The sequence below is a fragment of the Burkholderia sp. Ac-20345 genome, from assembly GCF_017104825.1.
In the GTDB taxonomy this organism is placed as follows: Bacteria; Pseudomonadota; Gammaproteobacteria; order Burkholderiales; family Burkholderiaceae; genus Burkholderia; species Burkholderia lata_B.
The window spans coordinates 1-15,717 of the sequence record NZ_JAAGPO010000003.1 but is presented as its reverse complement, the minus strand read 5'-3'; the positions used below and the strand labels follow the sequence as shown (position 1 = coordinate 15,717).

General features: G+C 68.8%; 13 protein-coding genes. 4 read left to right on the top strand and 9 right to left on the bottom strand.

Translation table 11 applies throughout. The features are described 5' to 3' along the window. Nucleotides 1–46 precede the first annotated feature (46 nt). The 9 genes from G3O06_RS02275 to G3O06_RS02235 all read right to left on the bottom strand — a co-directional run bounded on the left by G3O06_RS02275 (nucleotide 47) and on the right by G3O06_RS02235 (nucleotide 11,293). Nucleotides 47–1,372 (bottom strand): FAD-binding oxidoreductase, encoded by a 1,326-nt coding sequence (locus G3O06_RS02275; RefSeq protein WP_205814810.1) that lies wholly within the window; start codon nucleotides 1,370–1,372, stop codon nucleotides 47–49. Between the two features lie 2 nt (nucleotides 1,373–1,374). Then, nucleotides 1,375–2,109 (bottom strand): cupin domain-containing protein, encoded by a 735-nt coding sequence (locus G3O06_RS02270; RefSeq protein ID WP_174968706.1) that lies wholly within the window; start codon nucleotides 2,107–2,109, stop codon nucleotides 1,375–1,377. 120 nt (nucleotides 2,110–2,229) lie between these two features. Next, a complete protein-coding gene (locus G3O06_RS02265) occupies nucleotides 2,230–2,661 on the bottom strand; it encodes an AraC family transcriptional regulator (RefSeq protein ID WP_174968707.1) in 432 nt (143 codons plus the stop codon). Nucleotides 2,662–2,684: 23 nt separating this feature from the next. Beyond that, nucleotides 2,685–4,019 carry an FAD-binding oxidoreductase gene (locus tag G3O06_RS02260; protein ID WP_205814809.1) on the bottom strand — a complete coding sequence of 445 codons (1,335 nt, stop codon included), beginning with the start codon at nucleotides 4,017–4,019 and terminating at the stop codon, nucleotides 2,685–2,687. A gap of 139 nt (nucleotides 4,020–4,158) precedes the next feature. Continuing rightward, a complete protein-coding gene (locus G3O06_RS02255; protein ID WP_174987007.1) occupies nucleotides 4,159–6,027 on the bottom strand; it encodes an ABC transporter ATP-binding protein in 1,869 nt (622 codons plus the stop codon). Then, entirely contained in the window at nucleotides 6,027–6,986 is a 960-nt protein-coding gene (locus tag G3O06_RS02250) for an ABC transporter permease (RefSeq protein WP_205814808.1), read from the bottom strand. The genes G3O06_RS02255 and G3O06_RS02250 overlap by 1 nt, the downstream gene beginning before the upstream one ends. Before the next feature lie 30 nt (nucleotides 6,987–7,016). Next, nucleotides 7,017–7,970, bottom strand: a complete 954-nt coding sequence (locus tag G3O06_RS02245) for an ABC transporter permease (protein ID WP_089459918.1) — start codon at nucleotides 7,968–7,970, stop codon at nucleotides 7,017–7,019. A 79-nt stretch (nucleotides 7,971–8,049) separates the two neighbouring features. Next, a complete protein-coding gene (locus G3O06_RS02240) occupies nucleotides 8,050–9,633 on the bottom strand; it encodes an ABC transporter substrate-binding protein (protein ID WP_205814807.1) in 1,584 nt (527 codons plus the stop codon). Between the two features lie 991 nt (nucleotides 9,634–10,624). Next, nucleotides 10,625–11,293: a haloacid dehalogenase type II gene (locus G3O06_RS02235; protein ID WP_124648630.1), complete on the bottom strand. Its 669-nt coding sequence runs from the start codon at nucleotides 11,291–11,293 to the stop codon at nucleotides 10,625–10,627. Nucleotides 11,294–11,732: 439 nt separating this feature from the next. Between G3O06_RS02235 and G3O06_RS02230 the strand changes: the two genes are divergently transcribed. The 4 genes from G3O06_RS02230 to G3O06_RS02215 all read left to right on the top strand — a co-directional run bounded on the left by G3O06_RS02230 (nucleotide 11,733) and on the right by G3O06_RS02215 (nucleotide 15,672). Beyond that, nucleotides 11,733–12,593, top strand: a complete 861-nt coding sequence (locus G3O06_RS02230) for a GNAT family N-acetyltransferase (RefSeq protein ID WP_205814806.1) — start codon at nucleotides 11,733–11,735, stop codon at nucleotides 12,591–12,593. 11 nt (nucleotides 12,594–12,604) lie between these two features. After that, complete coding sequence (locus G3O06_RS02225) at nucleotides 12,605–13,531, top strand: glyoxylate/hydroxypyruvate reductase A (protein WP_205814805.1); 927 nt, start codon at nucleotides 12,605–12,607, stop codon at nucleotides 13,529–13,531. A 161-nt stretch (nucleotides 13,532–13,692) separates the two neighbouring features. Then, nucleotides 13,693–15,093: an aspartate aminotransferase family protein gene (locus G3O06_RS02220; protein ID WP_205814804.1), complete on the top strand. Its 1,401-nt coding sequence runs from the start codon at nucleotides 13,693–13,695 to the stop codon at nucleotides 15,091–15,093. 87 nt (nucleotides 15,094–15,180) lie between these two features. Next, entirely contained in the window at nucleotides 15,181–15,672 is a 492-nt protein-coding gene (locus G3O06_RS02215) for a winged helix-turn-helix transcriptional regulator (RefSeq protein ID WP_006749694.1), read from the top strand. Nucleotides 15,673–15,717 lie beyond the last annotated feature (45 nt).

Here is a 15,717-nt window from a genome sequence, read left to right as displayed (position 1 = left end):
TGCGCGTCGTATGCAGGCGGCCTCTCATCCATGTGACGGCGTTGCATCAGAAATCCGCGACCTTGCCCCAGGCGGACTCGCTGAACCGGCCGGGCCGGTACGGCGCCGGGTCCACGAAAGGTTGCGCACCGGACGCCAGATCGGCGATCAGGTGCCCGGCGCCCGGGCCGATCCCGAAGCCGTGACCCGAAAACCCCGCCGCGAGGATCAGCCCCGGCACGCCCGGCACTTCGCCGATGCCCGGCACGCCGTCCGGCGTGCTGTCGACAAACCCGGCCCACGCGTGCGTGATCTTCGCTTCGCGCAGTTCGGGCAACAGTTCGGACGCGCGGCGGTACGTTTCGGCGACCGTCGGCATGTCGGGCTTCGGATCGAGGATGCGCACGGCTTCCATCGGCGTCGGCGCATCGAGGCGCCAGCGCTTCAACGTTTCGTGGCCGCCGCGCACGCCTTCGAGGCCGCCCGGCAGCAGGTTGCGCCAGCGTTTCGCGAACATCGGCACGAATTGCGGCGCGAAGCGCAGGAACTGCGGCGTCAGGTCCACGCGCGCGCGGCCGCTGATCGCCAATGCGTAGCGTCCATCGCTGCGGCGCGTGATGGACACGCCGGACGTGTACATCGCATCGGGCAGCGGCGTTTCGACGGGCGACACGCTCAGGATCGACTGACGGATCGACGCCTGCGGAAACCGGATGCCGAGCTGGCGGCAGAACGACGACGCCCAGGCGCCGCCGGCCATCACGACCGTTCGCGTCTTGATGACGCCCGCCTCGGTGACGACGCCCGCGACGCGGCCGCCTTCGAGTTCGACGCCACGCGCCGCGCAGTGCTGATGGACGCTGCCGCCCAGCTTCATCAGTGCGGCGGCCACGGCCGGCGCAGCCTTCGCTGGATCGGCCGTGCCGTCGGTCGGCGAGAAGACGCCGCCTTTCCACTGCCGCCCGGTTGCCCGTCCGCGCTCGGCGGCCTGCTTGCTGTCGAGCATGTAGGTGGTCACGCCCGCCGTCTTCGCGAATTCGCCCCAGCTCGCCCAGCGGGACAATTCGGCTTCGTCATTGCTGAGATAGAGCAGTCCGCAGCGATGAAAGCCCGTGTCTTCGCCGGATTCGGCGGCGAAGCGCTCCCACAGGTCGATGCTCTTGCTGGCCATCGGCAATTCACGTTCGTCGCGGTTCTGCTGCCGGCACCAGCCCCAGTTGCGGCTCGACTGTTCGGCGCCGATGCGCCCCTTCTCGACGAGCGCGACCGATACGCCGCGCCGGGCCAGATAGTAGGCGGTGAAGACGCCGATGATGCCGCCGCCGATCACGACGACGTCGGCCGCGGCCGGCGGCGTGGACAAGGTTTCGATATGGCGCAGCGGAGGGGACATGCTCAGTCTCGTTCGGTGGAGGGTTTGACGTTCTGCATCACGTAGAACTTCGCCACGCGTTCGCTGCTTTCCCACCCGATCGACGCGCCGCGCGGCACGAACAGCGCGTCGCCCGCACCGAGCGACAACACGCTGCCGTCGGGCGCCGCAAACCGGACGCCGCCGTCCAGCAGGAACATGAACTCGTTCGCGCGATGCGGCCGGACGATCCGGTGATACGGCGTCGAATCCCACGTGCCCGCGCAGTACCCGGCGCCGTCGTCGGTGAACACGTTGTCGCTGCGGCATTGCGGCGCGGGGCCGAGCAGCACCTCGGCCGGCAGCGTGGCGGACGGTTTGAAGTCCGCGTCGGCGTGCAGCGCGAAAACGCCGCGTTTCGTCGGTTGCGCGCACGCTGCCGCGCAGAACATCAGCCGCACCGGCGATTGCGCGGCGATGCGCAGCGCCGTGCCGCCGCCGATGACGGCGCCCTGTCCCGGGCCGACCACCAGCGGTGCGGCCCCGGCCGCTTCGAGCGTCAGCTCGCCCTGGACGACGACGAGGGTTTCGATGTGCGGAAAGCTCGCCACGTCCAGTTCGCCCATGAAGCCGATGCGCCCCGCGGCCATCGCGTCGGGGCCTTCCCACGCGACCTCGCGATGCGACGCGAACGGATCGCTCGCGCCGAACGCCTCTTTGCGGAACGCGGTGGAAGACGGCGCGCCGTCGGCCCGGTGCAACACGAAAACTGCGGTCATTTCTGCTCCTGTGCAGTGCGTGACGGATTCGTTCGAAAGCGGTCACGCGATATCGGAAATCGTCGTTCGCCGGCTCTGCTGTCGGGCATCCTCAGCGGGGCATGTCGTCCATGCCTGTGCTTACGCCGCGTGACACGACGCATCGCGGCGTTCGCTGCGCAGGCGCGTCGATGGCGCTCGCACCGGTGCGCCGCCCGCGCGGGCGACCACGTAATCGCGCGGCGTGATCCCGAGCACGCGCCGGAAATGCCGGCACAGATGGCTCTGATCGAAGAAGCCGACGTCGGTCGCGACGACCGACGGCGCGAGACCGGCGCGCAACAGGTCCTGCGCCCGCCGTATCCGCACGAGACACAGATACCGGTGCGGCGACAGCCCGGTTTCGCTGCGAAAGCGCGCGGTGAAACGCGACACGCTCAACCCGGCCACGGCCGCGAGCGTGTCGAGGTTCAGCGGCTGCGCAAACGACGCGTCGATCGTGCGCAGCACGTCGCCGATCGCGGGCGACACGGGCTGCGCGACACGCGGCGAGCCAACGAATTGCACTGTCATGTCGAATTCTCCCGGCGCTCGCTTCAATGCAGGAAATCCTGCATCCGGTAATACGCGCCGACGAGCGGCAGGAACCATGCGTGCCCGAAATGGCCGGGTATCGCCGGCCAGTCGAGCTCGCGCCACGGGTTCGACGCGGCCGCGCCATACAGCACGTCGGCCATCACGCGGCCCATGTGCACCGACATCTGCACGCCGTGGCCGCTGTAGCCCATCGAGTAATAGAGCCCGTCGTGCTGGCCCGCGCGCGGCAGCCGGTCGGCGGTGATGTCGACGAGGCCGCCCCAGCAGTAGTCGAGCCGCACGCCGGCCAGTTCCGGGAAATAGCCGGCCATGCCGGCGCGCAGGACGTCGCCGCTTTTCGCGTCGGAGCGCGGGCTCGACATCGCGAAACGCGCGCGGCCGCCGAACAGCAGCCGATTGTCGGGCGTCACGCGGAAGTAGTTGCCGATCTGACGCGACGTGACGTATGCGCGCCGATGCGGGAACAGCCGGTTCAGCTGCGTGTCCGGCAGCGGCTCGGTCACGACGATGAAGCTGCCGACCGGCGCGATGCGCCGCCGGAACCACGCGAACGGCCCGTGCTGCGATGCGCCGGTCGCGACCAGCACGCGATCGGCGACGATCGTGCCGCGGGCGGAGGTGATCCGGTGGCGCTCGCCGTCGAGCCGGTCGAGCTGCGTAACGGCCGCGTGCTCGTACACGCGTGCGCCGGCACGCACGGCCGCTTGCGCGAGGCCGACGCCGAACTTGCCCATGTGCATCTGCGCGCCGTTGCGCTGCAGGAGCCCGCCATAGAAACCGTCGGACGCGATTTCATCGCGGATCCGCGACGGCTCGATCAGCTCGATGTCGGGATCGACGTCGCGCCGCAACGCGTCGAAGGTCTTTTCGAGCCCCGTGAAGTGCTGTGGCTTCGCGGCGAGCTTCAGCTTGCCGGCGCGCCGGAAATCGCAATCGATCGCCTGTTCGGTCACGATCGTCTCGACGCTCTTCACCGCGCTTTCGTACGCGAGATAAAACTGCTTCGCCTGCGCGGCGCCGATGCGCGCGGCCAGCGACGCGTAGTCCTGCGCGACGCCCGTATTGCACTGGCCGCCGTTGCGGCCGGACGCTTCGCCGGCAACCTGCGCGGCTTCGAGCACGACCACCGACACGCCGCGCTGCGCGAGTGCGAGCGCCGCCGACAAGCCGGTGAAACCGCCGCCGATCACGACGACGTCGGCCCGCCCTTCGACGGGGCCTTCGCTTCCGGCGCGAAACGCGGGGCGGGTATCCAGCCAGTACGATTCCAGTTTCATCGGATCCTTCTCGAGCATGCCGGCAACGACGATCGGCGACCGGTCAATGAGAATCATTTAATCACCGTCAAAAACCGCAGTTGCCGCGTATTCGCGCGCGGCACGCATACAAATTGCCGTTTTGCACGACCGCCGCGGCAGACTATGCGGCGGGCGCGCCACCGCACCGCGCGATGAACGATTCGCGCGCCACGCACTACAGCTGCACCGGCGTGACACCGGCGGGAATCGGCTCCGCCTGGAAGCGCGCGAGATCCTCCTCGCTGCGATGGCACAGCACCTGCGCGCCGTTCCCGAGCGTGCGCAGCGACGGGGCCGTCCGGTTGCACACGCCGTCCACGCGCATCGCGCAGCGCGACAGGAACGGACACAGCTCGGCCTCGTTCTCGCGCTCACCGATCGGCACCAGCGGCCGGTGGCAACGCTCGGCCGCATCGTCGAGCCAGCCCGCCCGCAGCTCCGGCGCGGACGACACCAGCAAGTGCGAATACGGGTGATAAGGCGGCGCGCACAGCGCGTCGCGGCTGCCGGTCTCCACGCGACGGCCCGCATACAGCACGACGATGTCGTCGCTGATCGCGCGCACCTTCGCGATGTCGTGCGTGATGAACACGTACGACACGCCGAGCTTCGCCTGCAGGTCGCGCAGCAACTCGATGATCGCGGCGCCGACGACGGTGTCGAGCGCGGACGTGACCTCGTCGCACAGGATCAGGTCGGGCTCGGCCGCGAGCGCGCGCGCGAGGTTCACGCGCTGCTTCTGCCCACCCGACAGCTCGCCGGTACGCCGCGCGGCCACCGCGGGCGGCAGCCGCACGAGCTCGAGCAGTTCCGCGACGCGCTGGCGTGCACGCGCGCCCTTGATCCCGTGGTAGAACGCCAGCGGCCGTGCGAGCGTGCGCTCGACGGTATGCACCGGGTTGAGCGCGGTATCGGCGTTCTGGAACACGATCTGCACGCGGCGATGCTGCTCCTTCGTCCGTTTGCCGATATCGCGCGCGAGCGGCTCGCCGTCGAGCAGGATCTCGCCGCCGGTCGCCGGCACGAGGCCCGCGATCACCTTCGCGAGCGTCGTCTTGCCGGAGCCCGATTCGCCGATCACGCCGACCGTCTGCCCGCGCCCGATGCGCAGGTCGACTTCACGCAGGATCACCTTCGCGGGCCAGCCGTTCGCGGTGCGGCCGCCGTAGCCCGCGATCGCGCCGCGCACGTCGAGCAGCGGCGCCGGCGCGGCCGGTCGTTGTGCTTCTACGTCGCGTTCGGCATCGTTCGGCGTGACCGCCGCGATCAGGCTCTGCGTGTACGGGTGCGTCGGCGCATGCAGGATCTGTTCGGTCGCGCCCGCCTCGCGGATCACGCCGTCGCTCAGCACGACGATCCGGTCGGCCATCTGCGCGACCACGGCCAGGTCGTGCGACACGTACACCGCACTCATCCCGTAGCGCCGGATCACGCTCTTGAACGCCTGCAGCACGTCGATCTGCGTGGTCACGTCGAGCGCGGTGGTCGGCTCGTCGAGGATCACCAGCTCCGGGTCGGTGATCAGCGCCATCGCAGCCATCAGCCGCTGCAGTTGACCGCCCGATACCTGGTGCGGATAGCGCTTGCCGATCGTCTCCGGCTCGGGCAGCGCGAGCGCGCGAAACAGCTCGATCGCCTTCGCCTGCGCGTCGCGCTTCGTCATCGTCTTGTGGATCAGCGCGCTCTCGATCACCTGGTCGAGAATCGTGCGCGACGGGTTGAAGGCAGCGGCGGCGCTCTGCGCGATATACGCGACCTTGCGGCCGCGCAGCGCGGTCAGCGCCGCTGCGGAAAGCGCGCACACGTCGGTGCCGTCGAGCTTCACCGAGCCGCCGGCGATCCGGCATCCGGTGCGCGCATGGCCCATCAGAGACAACGCGATCGTCGTCTTGCCGGAGCCCGATTCGCCGATCAGCGCGAGCACCTCGCCGCGCCCGATGTCGAAGTCGACGCCGTGGACGATCGTCGTTTCCTCGCCGCCCGGGCGGCCGCCGACCACGCGCAGCCCGCGCACCTGGACGAGCGGAGTCGATTCATCTCGCATCAGTGTTCTCCCGCGGCCGTGGCCGCGCCCTTGCGGCGGCCGCGATGCGGCAGGCCGTCGATCAACAGGTTGACGCCCACCGTCAGGATCGCGATCGCGACCGCGGGCATGATCGCGACGGCCGACCCGTCGCCGAGGCTCGCGATGTTCTCGCGCACGAGCGAACCGAGATCCGCATACGGCGGCTGCACGCCGAGCCCGAGAAAGCTCAGGCCACTCAGCAGCAGCACGACGAACGTGAAGCGCAGCCCGGTGTCCGCCAGCATCGGATGGATCATGTTCGGCAGCATCTCGACGCATGCGATGTACAGCGCGCTTTCCCCGCGCGCCTTCGCCACCTGCACGAATTCGAGCGTGCTGATGTTGACGGCCAGCGCACGCGCGATGCGGTAGGAGCCCGGCATGTAGCTGACCGCGGCGGTGAGCACCAGCAGCGGCAGCGACGAGCCGAACGCGGCGACGAACATCAGCGCGAACATCTTCGACGGAATCGACGTGAGCGCGTCGAGCAGCCGGCTCATCGTCTCGTCCACCGCGCGGCCGGACACGGTCGCGAGCAGCCCGAGCGTCGTGCCGGTCAGCGCGGCGAGCAGCACCGCGGCGAGCGCGAGCAGCACGGTGAGGCGCGTGCCGTACAGGATGCGGCTGAGCATGTCGCGGCCGAGGAAGTCCGAGCCGAACAGCAGCTTCGCGCTGAACGGCGCGAACACGTCCGGCGTGACGATCGTGCCGACGTCGTGCGGCGCGAGCAGCGGCGCGAACACCGCGATGAACAGCATCAGCGCGACCATCGCGAGGCCGACGCGGCCGCCGGTCGTCAATGCGACGCGTACACCGCGGCGCTTGCGCGGCTCGTCGGGAGCGGGCGCGGCGGGCGGCGTCGGCGCCCCCCACGGTGGGTGCGGATCGCCGGGCGGCGGCAGCGCGCTGCTGCGTTGAACGGGTTCGGTCGGGTGCATGGGCGGCATCTCGGAAGGAAGACGAAACACTCAGGTGCGCAGTCGCGGGTTCGACACGATCGAGCACAGGTCGGCGAACAGCACGAGCGTCAGGTAAGCGACGCAGAAGATCAGCGTGCACGCCTGGACCAACGGGAAATCGCGGTTGCTGACGGCGTCGACCATCAGGCTCGCCAGGCCCGGATAGTTGAAGATCGTCTCGACGACGATCACGCCGCCGAGCAGATACGACAGGCTCAGCGCGATCGCATTGGCGATCGGGCCGATCGCGTTCGGCAATGCATGGCGCAGTACGACGCGTGCGGGGCTCGCGCCCTTCAGCACGGCCATCTCTACATACGACGCGCTCAGTTGCTCGATCACCGCGGCGCGCGTCATGCGTGCCATCTGCGCGATCACGACCGCGCACAGCGTCAGCACCGGCATCGCGTACGCGCGCAGGAAGTCGTGCAGGCTTTCGATCGGGCCGCTGTACGACAACGCGGACAGCCAGCGCAGCTTCACCGCGAACACGAGCACGGCGACCGTCGCGATCAGGAATTCCGGCGTCGCGACGAGCGACAGCGTGCCGAGGCTGATGACGCGGTCGACCACCGACTCGCGCTTGACGGCCGCGAGGATGCCGAGCAGCAGCGCGATGGGCACCGACACGGCGGTGGTGATCGCCGCGAGCGCGAGCGATTTCGGCAGGCGTCCGCCGATCAGCTCCGACACCGGCATGTCGCCGGACAGCGACCGGCCGAAATCGCCGTGCAACAGGCCGGTGAGCCAGTGCACGTAACGCACGTGCGCCGGCATGTCGAGGCCGAACTGCTGGCGCAGCGCGGCGACCGTCTCCGGTGTCGCCGACTGGCCGAGCGCGGCCTGCGCGGCGTCGCCCGGCAGCAGGTTCGTGATCGTGAAGATGATCGCGGACACGATCAGCAGCGTCAGCGCGGTGACCGCGATGCGCCGGCCGATCAGCCCGATGAGAATTCGGTTCATGGAGCGGCACTCCTGAAAAAGCCGCGCGTGGCCGGCACGGTGGTCCGCACCGGCCGCGCAACGGCGGCCAGCCACAACGTCATGCGTTCCACCACACGCTCTCGGCGAACGTGAAGCCCATCATCGGCCCGGTGGGGATCGAGCCGAGGCCCGCGAGCCGCTTGTCGTAGCCGTCGAGGAAGCTGATGAACGCCGGAATGCCGACCCGCCCCTGCTGCGCCACGATCACCTGCATGTCGCCGTACATCTGCTTGCGCTTCGCGTCGTCGGTTTCCGACCGCGCGGCGAGCAGCAACTGGTCGAACTTCGCGTTCTTCCAGCCCGACTCGTTCCACGGCGCATCCGACTTGAAGAACTGCGTGAACAGCACGTCGGCGCTCGAGCGCGGGTTGATGTTGCCGAAGGTGAGCGGGTGCTTCATCCAGTGGTTCGACCAGTAGCCGTCGGGCGATGCGCGGTTGACCTGCAGGTTCAGCCCGATCTTCTGGCCGGCCTGCTGCAGCAGCACGGCCATTTCGATCGACCCGTTCGCGTCGGACGTCGCATAGATCGGCGGCAACGTGGCACCGAGCGCACCGGCCTTCTGCAGCAGGAACTTCGCCTTGTCCGGATCGTGCGCCCGCTGCGGCAACGACGCGTTGAAGTAGCGGTGCCCCGGCGGAATCGGCTGGTCGTTGCCGATCACCGAGTAGCCGCGGAACACCGCCGTGCGGAGCTGCTCGCGATCGAACAGGTACTTCATCCCTTCGACGAATTCGGGACTCGAGACGATCGGGTTGTCGCTGCGCATGATCAGGTCGGTATAGAGGCCCGACTTGGTTTCCTTCAGCGCGTAGCCCGGCGTCGACGAGACCCGCTGCGTCGAGCGCGGATCGATCGCGTTGATCAGGTGCACGTCGCCCGACAGCAGCGCGTTCAGGCGCGCGGCGCTGTCGCTGATGCCGATCAGCTCGATCTCGTCGAGATACGGCTTGCCCGGCTTGAAGTAGCTGTCGTTGCGCACGCCGACGGTCGACACGCCCGGCTTGAACGACTTCAGCTTGTACGGGCCACAACCGATGCCGGTCGAGAAGTCGGTCGTGCCGTCCTTGACGATCACGAGCTGCGGCGTCGCGAGGATCACCGGCAGGTCGGCGTTCGCGCTGGTGAGCGTGAGCGTGACTTCGTCCGGGCCGCTCGCCTTCGCGTCCGCGAACTGTTCGGCAAGCGTCTTGACCTTCGACGCGGTAGCCGCGTTCTTGTGGCGCATCAGCGAAAACACCACGTCGGCCGGGCCGACCGGCTTGCCGTCGTGGAACGTGACGCCCTTGCGCAGCTTGATGATCCACGTCTTCGCATCGGTCGTCTGCAGCGACTCGGCGAGGTTCATCTGCGGCGTGAGGCTCGCATCGAGCTGCGTAAGGCCGCTGTAGAACATGAAGAAGCGCGTGTAATCCGCGCCCGTCGAGCCCTTGGCCGGGTCGAGCGTATCGGCCGTCGAGCCGGCTTCGTTCGCGACCCGGATCTTGCCGCCGCGCTTCGGCGCGGGCGCGGCGAATGCAGCGCCGGGGGTCATCAGCAGTCCGCCGGCGCCGGCGGCCATCATGCCGCCCGCCGCCATGACCTTCATCATGTCGCGGCGCGTGATGCCGCCCTTGCCGCCATTGTCGATATCGTCGCTCATCCGAACTGCTCCTGACTGTGGAAAGTGGGTCCAAGGATCCAGCGTGGTTGTTCAATCCCGCCGCGCCCGCTTGCTGGTAGCGGGTGTGGCGTCGTGTCCATGCAATTCATTTAAGCATCGACAAAATGCGGTTTGTCGCGATTCGGGCGGCCCGCACGATACGAATCGATCGTTTTGAGCCGCCCGCGCAGCATGAATTGCTGCGTGCGCGCGCGTGTCGCCTTGTGCCCGGCGGCGTGTCGCGGCGGCTGCCGAACGCGTGTCGATGCAGGAAATCGTAAAGCCGCAGCCGCCGCAGATTGCGCCGACAAAATTGCCCGTTCGGCATCCGGTGCGCGTTTGGCTCACGCAAACCGCACGTTTGTGTCGAATGCATGCGCGCCTGCCGGCGACGGCCGCAACGAGCGGCACGTTGCGGCAGATCGCCGCATGCACGGGCGTCCACGGGCGTCGACGGTGGGGATCGCGACGGGACGTCGCGCAGGAAAGATCAGAAGAATGCCGCTCGATCGGAACGGCTTGGCGGGAAGACGGGAAGATGGCGGGACTGCCCGGAAAACGGGACCGTGCAGCCGTCAGGCGCCGCGCCCGCGTGCGGCGGCGTGTGCGTCACCGGCATGTCGGCGCGCTCGCCGGGTGGGTGCCGGCGCGGCGCCCAGGGGGCAGGAGGATGCGCCGGCCGCCGGCGGACGGCGCGAAGCCGTCACGCAGCGAGCCGGAATACCGATACGGCGGCCCGTAGGCGCGCCGCCTGCTCGTCCAGCGACGAAGCGGCCGCAGCCGCGGCGACGAGCATCGGCAGTTTGGTGGACAACTTCATGCGGGGCCTCCAAATATTAACCGTTCGGTACATATATCGACCCGGGCGGCCCCGCCTTGAACGACTCGATATCGGTAATTACCCTCGTTTCGTGCGCTGACCGAACGCGCCGGGACGCGCCGGCATCACGGCCGCGTCCCGGCGCTCGATGGATCTGCCGGCGCAGCCGGCTTACAGCCCGAGCTGCGTCGCCAGCTGGCCGATGTCCGACACTTCGTAATAGTTGTAGAACGGCGTGCCCGGCTCGTGGCCGCGGTTCACGAACGCCTTGTGCTTGATCCCGAGGTCCTCGGCCGTCATCAGGTCGTAGCGCAGGCTCGACGACACGTGCAGCACGTCCTCGGGCTTGCAGCCGAGCTTGTCGAACATGTATTCGAAGCCCTGCATCCGCGGCTTGTACGATTGCGCCTGCTGCGCGGTGAACACCGCATGGAACGGCGCGCCGAGCTTGTCGACGTTGCTCATGATCTGCTCGTCCATCGCGTTCGACAGGATCACCAGCTTGTACTTTGACGCCAGCCGCGACAGCCCGGCCGGCACGTCCGGGTGCGGGCCCCACGTCGGCACCGCATGATAGAAAAGCTCGGCCTCGGCTTCGTCGAACGTCACGCCGACCCGTGCGCACGTGCGGCGGACCGCGTTGACGACGACGTCGCGGTAGGGCTTCCACGCGCCGAGCACCTCGTCGAGCCGATAGGCGGCGAACGCGCGCACGAAGGCCTCCATCGTGGCCGGCGACAACCGATCCGCATAGATTTCGCGCGCCGTCTCGGCCATCCGGAAATGGGTCAGCGTGCCGTAACAGTCGAAGGTGATGTACTTCGGTTCAAACTGGATCATGGTGACGTCCTGTCGGTGTGAAGCCCCGGCAGGGCCGGGGATGGGCTGGGTTTGACGAAATTGAATCAGGGCAAAAAGTCGTCCGCGCATCGTTCGGCGCCGCTCAAAACGCAGAATCGCCGCGTGTTGCCGGCCCCATGCAGCACGATCTGCCGCGCGATCGCGCGCGGCGCGGCGGGGCGCGGCCGGTGCGGCCGGTGCGGCATTCGGCAGGCGGAAGCGCCGCCGTGCATTGATCGTAGTGGCATTCCACAGCACGCGTGGTCGGATTGACCGGCCGCGCCGGCACGATTCGCGCGTTCGTTCGTGCCGATCGAGCCGGTTTGCATCGATCTCGCGGGCGCGCCCGCCGCCGCCGGAAAACAGGCGAATCGTCCTATCCGCGCCGCCACCGCACTGGCAGAGTGAATGCGTCATTTCCACCCATCCGGAGTCCGGCGTGTCCGACCTCAACCCTTCCCGCACGCTCACCTATCGCCCGTTCGCCGAAACCGACCTGCCCGCCGCACATCGACTGTCGGAGGCGGTCAAGTGGCCGCACCGGCTCGAGGACTGGCGCTTCGTGCGCCAGCTCGGCGGCGGTTTCGTGGCCGAAGACGAGACCGGCGTCGTGGGTACCGCGCTCGGCTGGCGTCTCGGCGAAGCGCACGCGGCGCTCGGCATGCTGATCGTGTCGCCCGAGCGCGCGGGCGGCGGGATCGAGCGCGAACTGCTCGCCCACGCGCTTGACAGCTTCGGCACGCGCACCGTCTTTCTGCATGCGACGCCGGAACGCGAGCCGCTGTACGCGGCGTTCGGATTCGAGCCGATCGATACGATCGACCAGCACCAGGGCGCGGCGTTCCGGCCGCCGCTGATCTCGCTGCCGCCCGGCGAGCGCCTGCGCCCGCTCGGCACCAACGACGGGCCGCGCCTCGCCGCGCTCGCGACGCGTGCGGCGGGCTACGAACGCGGCGCGGTGACCGACGCGCTGCTCGACGTCGCAAACGGCATCGCGCTCGATCGCGACGGCGAGCTGCTCGGATTCGCGCTGTTCCGCCGCTTCGGCCGCGGCCATGTGATCGGCCCGGTGATCGCGCCGGATGCGCGGCGCGCGCAGGCACTGATCAGCCACTGGCTGGCGTTGAACGAAGGGATATTCGTGCGGCTCGACTTGCCGAGCGACAGCGGGCTGTCCGACTGGCTGGAGGGGCTCGGGCTGCCGCGCGTCGATACCGTCATCGCGATGGCGCGCGGTGCCGTGCCGGCGGGCGACCCGGCGCTGCGCGCGTTCGCGATCGTGAGCCAGGCGCTCGGCTGAGGGGCACACCGATGAGCTTCCTGTACAAGGCCGACCCCGTGCGCGGCGCGCAGTGGGCAGCGCGCTTCGCGCAACAGGCGCCCGATCTGCCGTTCCGGATCTGGCCGGACCTCGGCGACGCCGCAGCCGTCCGCTATCTCGCCGCATGGCAGCCGCCGGACGATCCGGTCGCGCTGCTGCCGAATCTCGAAGTCGTGTTCTCGGTCGGCGCCGGCATCGATCAGTTCGACCTGTCGCGCGTGCCTTCGCACATCCCCGTCGTGCGGATGATCGAGCCGGGCATCGTCGAAGGGATGGTCGAATACGTGACGCAGGCCGTGCTGACGATCCATCGCGACCTGTTCGACTATGCGGCACAGCAGCGCGACCAGGTGTGGCACGAGAAGCCGGTGCGCGCCGCCGCGTCGCGTCGCATCGGCGTGCTCGGCCTCGGCACGCTCGGCCAGGCCGTGCTCGACACGCTGCGGCGCTTCGGTTTCCCGTGCGCCGGCTGGAGCCGCACGCCGCGCACGCTCGACGGCATCGACTGCTACGCGGGCGATGCGGCACTCGACACGTTCCTGGCGCGCACCGACATCCTGATCTGCCTGCTGCCGCTCACCGACGGCACGCGCGGCCTGCTCGGCGCGCGCGTGTTCGACGCGCTTCCGGCCGGCGCGTCGCTCGTGCAGGTCGGGCGCGGGCCGCAGCTCGATGCGGCGGCGCTGCTCGCGGCGCTCGCGAGCGGCCGCCTCGACAGCGCGATCCTCGACGTGACGGCCCCCGAGCCGTTGCCGACCGGCCATCCGTTCTGGGCCCATCCGCGCATTCGCATCACGCCGCACATCGCGAGCGCGACGCGCCCCGACACCGCGGTCGATGCAGTGCTCGCGAACCTCGCCCGCCATCGCGCTGGACAGCCGATGATCGGCGTCGTCGATCGCGCGCGCGGCTACTGACGTCCATGTCCGGCCGCACGGGGCGCGCAGCAGAAAATGCCGAAGCGCCCCGTGCAAACGCCGCGTGCGTACGTTTCGGGCCGCAAATTGAAAACGCATGCGGATTTCTCGCCCGTTAGCATGAACTCACCGCTGACACCTGACGAGAGTCCCGCCTTCCCATGAACCAAGCCGCGCTGATCGAAGCCGATCGTCAACACCTGATCCACCCCGTCGTCAATTACCGTGCGCACGAGGCGCGCGGCGTCACCGTGCTCGAATCCGCGGACGGCGTGTTCCTGCGCGACGCCGCGGGCCATACGCTGCTCGACGCGTTCTCGGGCCTGTGGTGCGTGAACGTCGGCTACGGCCGCGACAGCATCGTGAAGGCCGCCGCCGACCAGATGGCGAAGCTGCCCTACGCGACCGGTTATTTCCATTTCGGCTCGCAGCCTGCGATCGAACTCGCCGAACGGCTCGCCGCGCTCGCGCCGCCGTCGCTGAACCGCGTGTACTTCACGCTCGGCGGCTCGGACGCGGTCGATTCCGCGATCCGTTTCATCACGCATTATTTCAACGCGACCGGCCGCCCGTCGAAAAAGCAGATGATCGCGCTCGAACGCGGCTATCACGGTTCGTCGTCGGTCGGCGCCGGCCTCACCGCGCTGCCCGCGTTCCATCGCCATTTCGACCTGCCGCGCACCGATCAGCACCACATCCCGTCGCCCTACCCGTACCGCCATCCGCTCGGCGACGATCCTCAGGCGCTGATCGCCGCGTCGGTCGCCGCGCTCGACGCGAAGGTGGCCGAGCTGGGCGCGGACAACGTCGCGGCATTCTTCTGCGAGCCCGTGCAAGGCTCCGGCGGCGTGATCGTGCCGCCGGCCGGCTGGCTGAAGGCGATGCGCGACGCGTGCCGGCGCCTCGGCATCCTGTTCGTCGCCGACGAGGTGATCACCGGCTTCGGCCGCACGGGCCCGCTGTTCGCGTGCGAAACCGAGCGCGTCGAACCCGACCTGATGACCGTCGCAAAAGGGTTGACCGCCGGCTATGCGCCGATGGGCGCGGTGCTGATGTCCGACGAAATCTACGAGGGGATCGCGGGCAGCCGCGCCGAATCGGCCGCGGTCGGCCACGGCTACACGTATTCCGCGCATCCGGTCAGCGCGGCGATCGGCCTCGAAGTGCTGAAGCTCTATCACGAAGGCGGGCTGCTCGCGAACGGCCAGGCGATGGCGCCCCGCTTTAGCGCGGGCCTCGACGCGCTGCGCGCGCATCCGCTCGTCGGCGACGCGCGTTCGGTCGGCCTGCTCGGCGCGCTCGAACTGGTGGCCGACAAGGCACGCAAGACGCGCTTCGACCCGGCCCTGAACGTGCCGGACAGGATCGCGGCCGCCGCGTATGCAAACGGCGTGGTGTTCCGTGCGTTCGGCGACGGCGTGCTCGGTTTCGCCCCGGCGCTGAGCTTCACCGCGGGCGAGTTCGACCTGCTGTTCGAGCGCGTGCGCAAGACGCTCGACGACGTGCTGGCCGAACCCGGCGTGCAGCGCGCGCTCGACGCCGCACATGCGCAGCCGGCGTGAGCGCGGCAAGGGAAAGCGGGGCTTGTGACGGCCCCCGTTCGACTCTAAAGTAACCGGACATTCCATTTTTTTGCCCTCTCACGGACCATGACGGACAGCAAGCTGGATCGCATCGACCTGCGCATCCTCTCCCAGTTGCAAAAACGCGGCCGCATGACCAACGTCGAGCTGGCCGATGCGGTCGGGCTGTCGCCCAGTCCCTGCCTGATCCGCGTCAAGCGGCTCGAGAAGGCCGGCTACATCGGCGGTTACGGCGCGCACATCCAGCTCGAGAAGCTCGGCGACGTGCAGGTCGTATTTACCGAGGTCACGCTGGCCGACCACCGGCGCGAGGACTTCGACCGTTTCGTCGCGGCGATCCGCAATGTCGACGAGATCGTCGAGTGCCATCTCGCGAGCGGCGGCTACGACTATCTGCTGAAGTTCATCACGCGCAGCGTCAGCCATTACCAGACGATCGTCGAGGGGCTGCTCGAGCAGAACATCGGCATCGAGAAGTATTTCAGTTACGTGATCATCAAGTCGCCGTTCGTCAAACGGCACTACCCGCTCGAATCGCTGTTCGGCGAACGGCATTGACGGACCGCCGGCGGCCACCGCCCGCGCGGCACCCTGCTGCCCGCA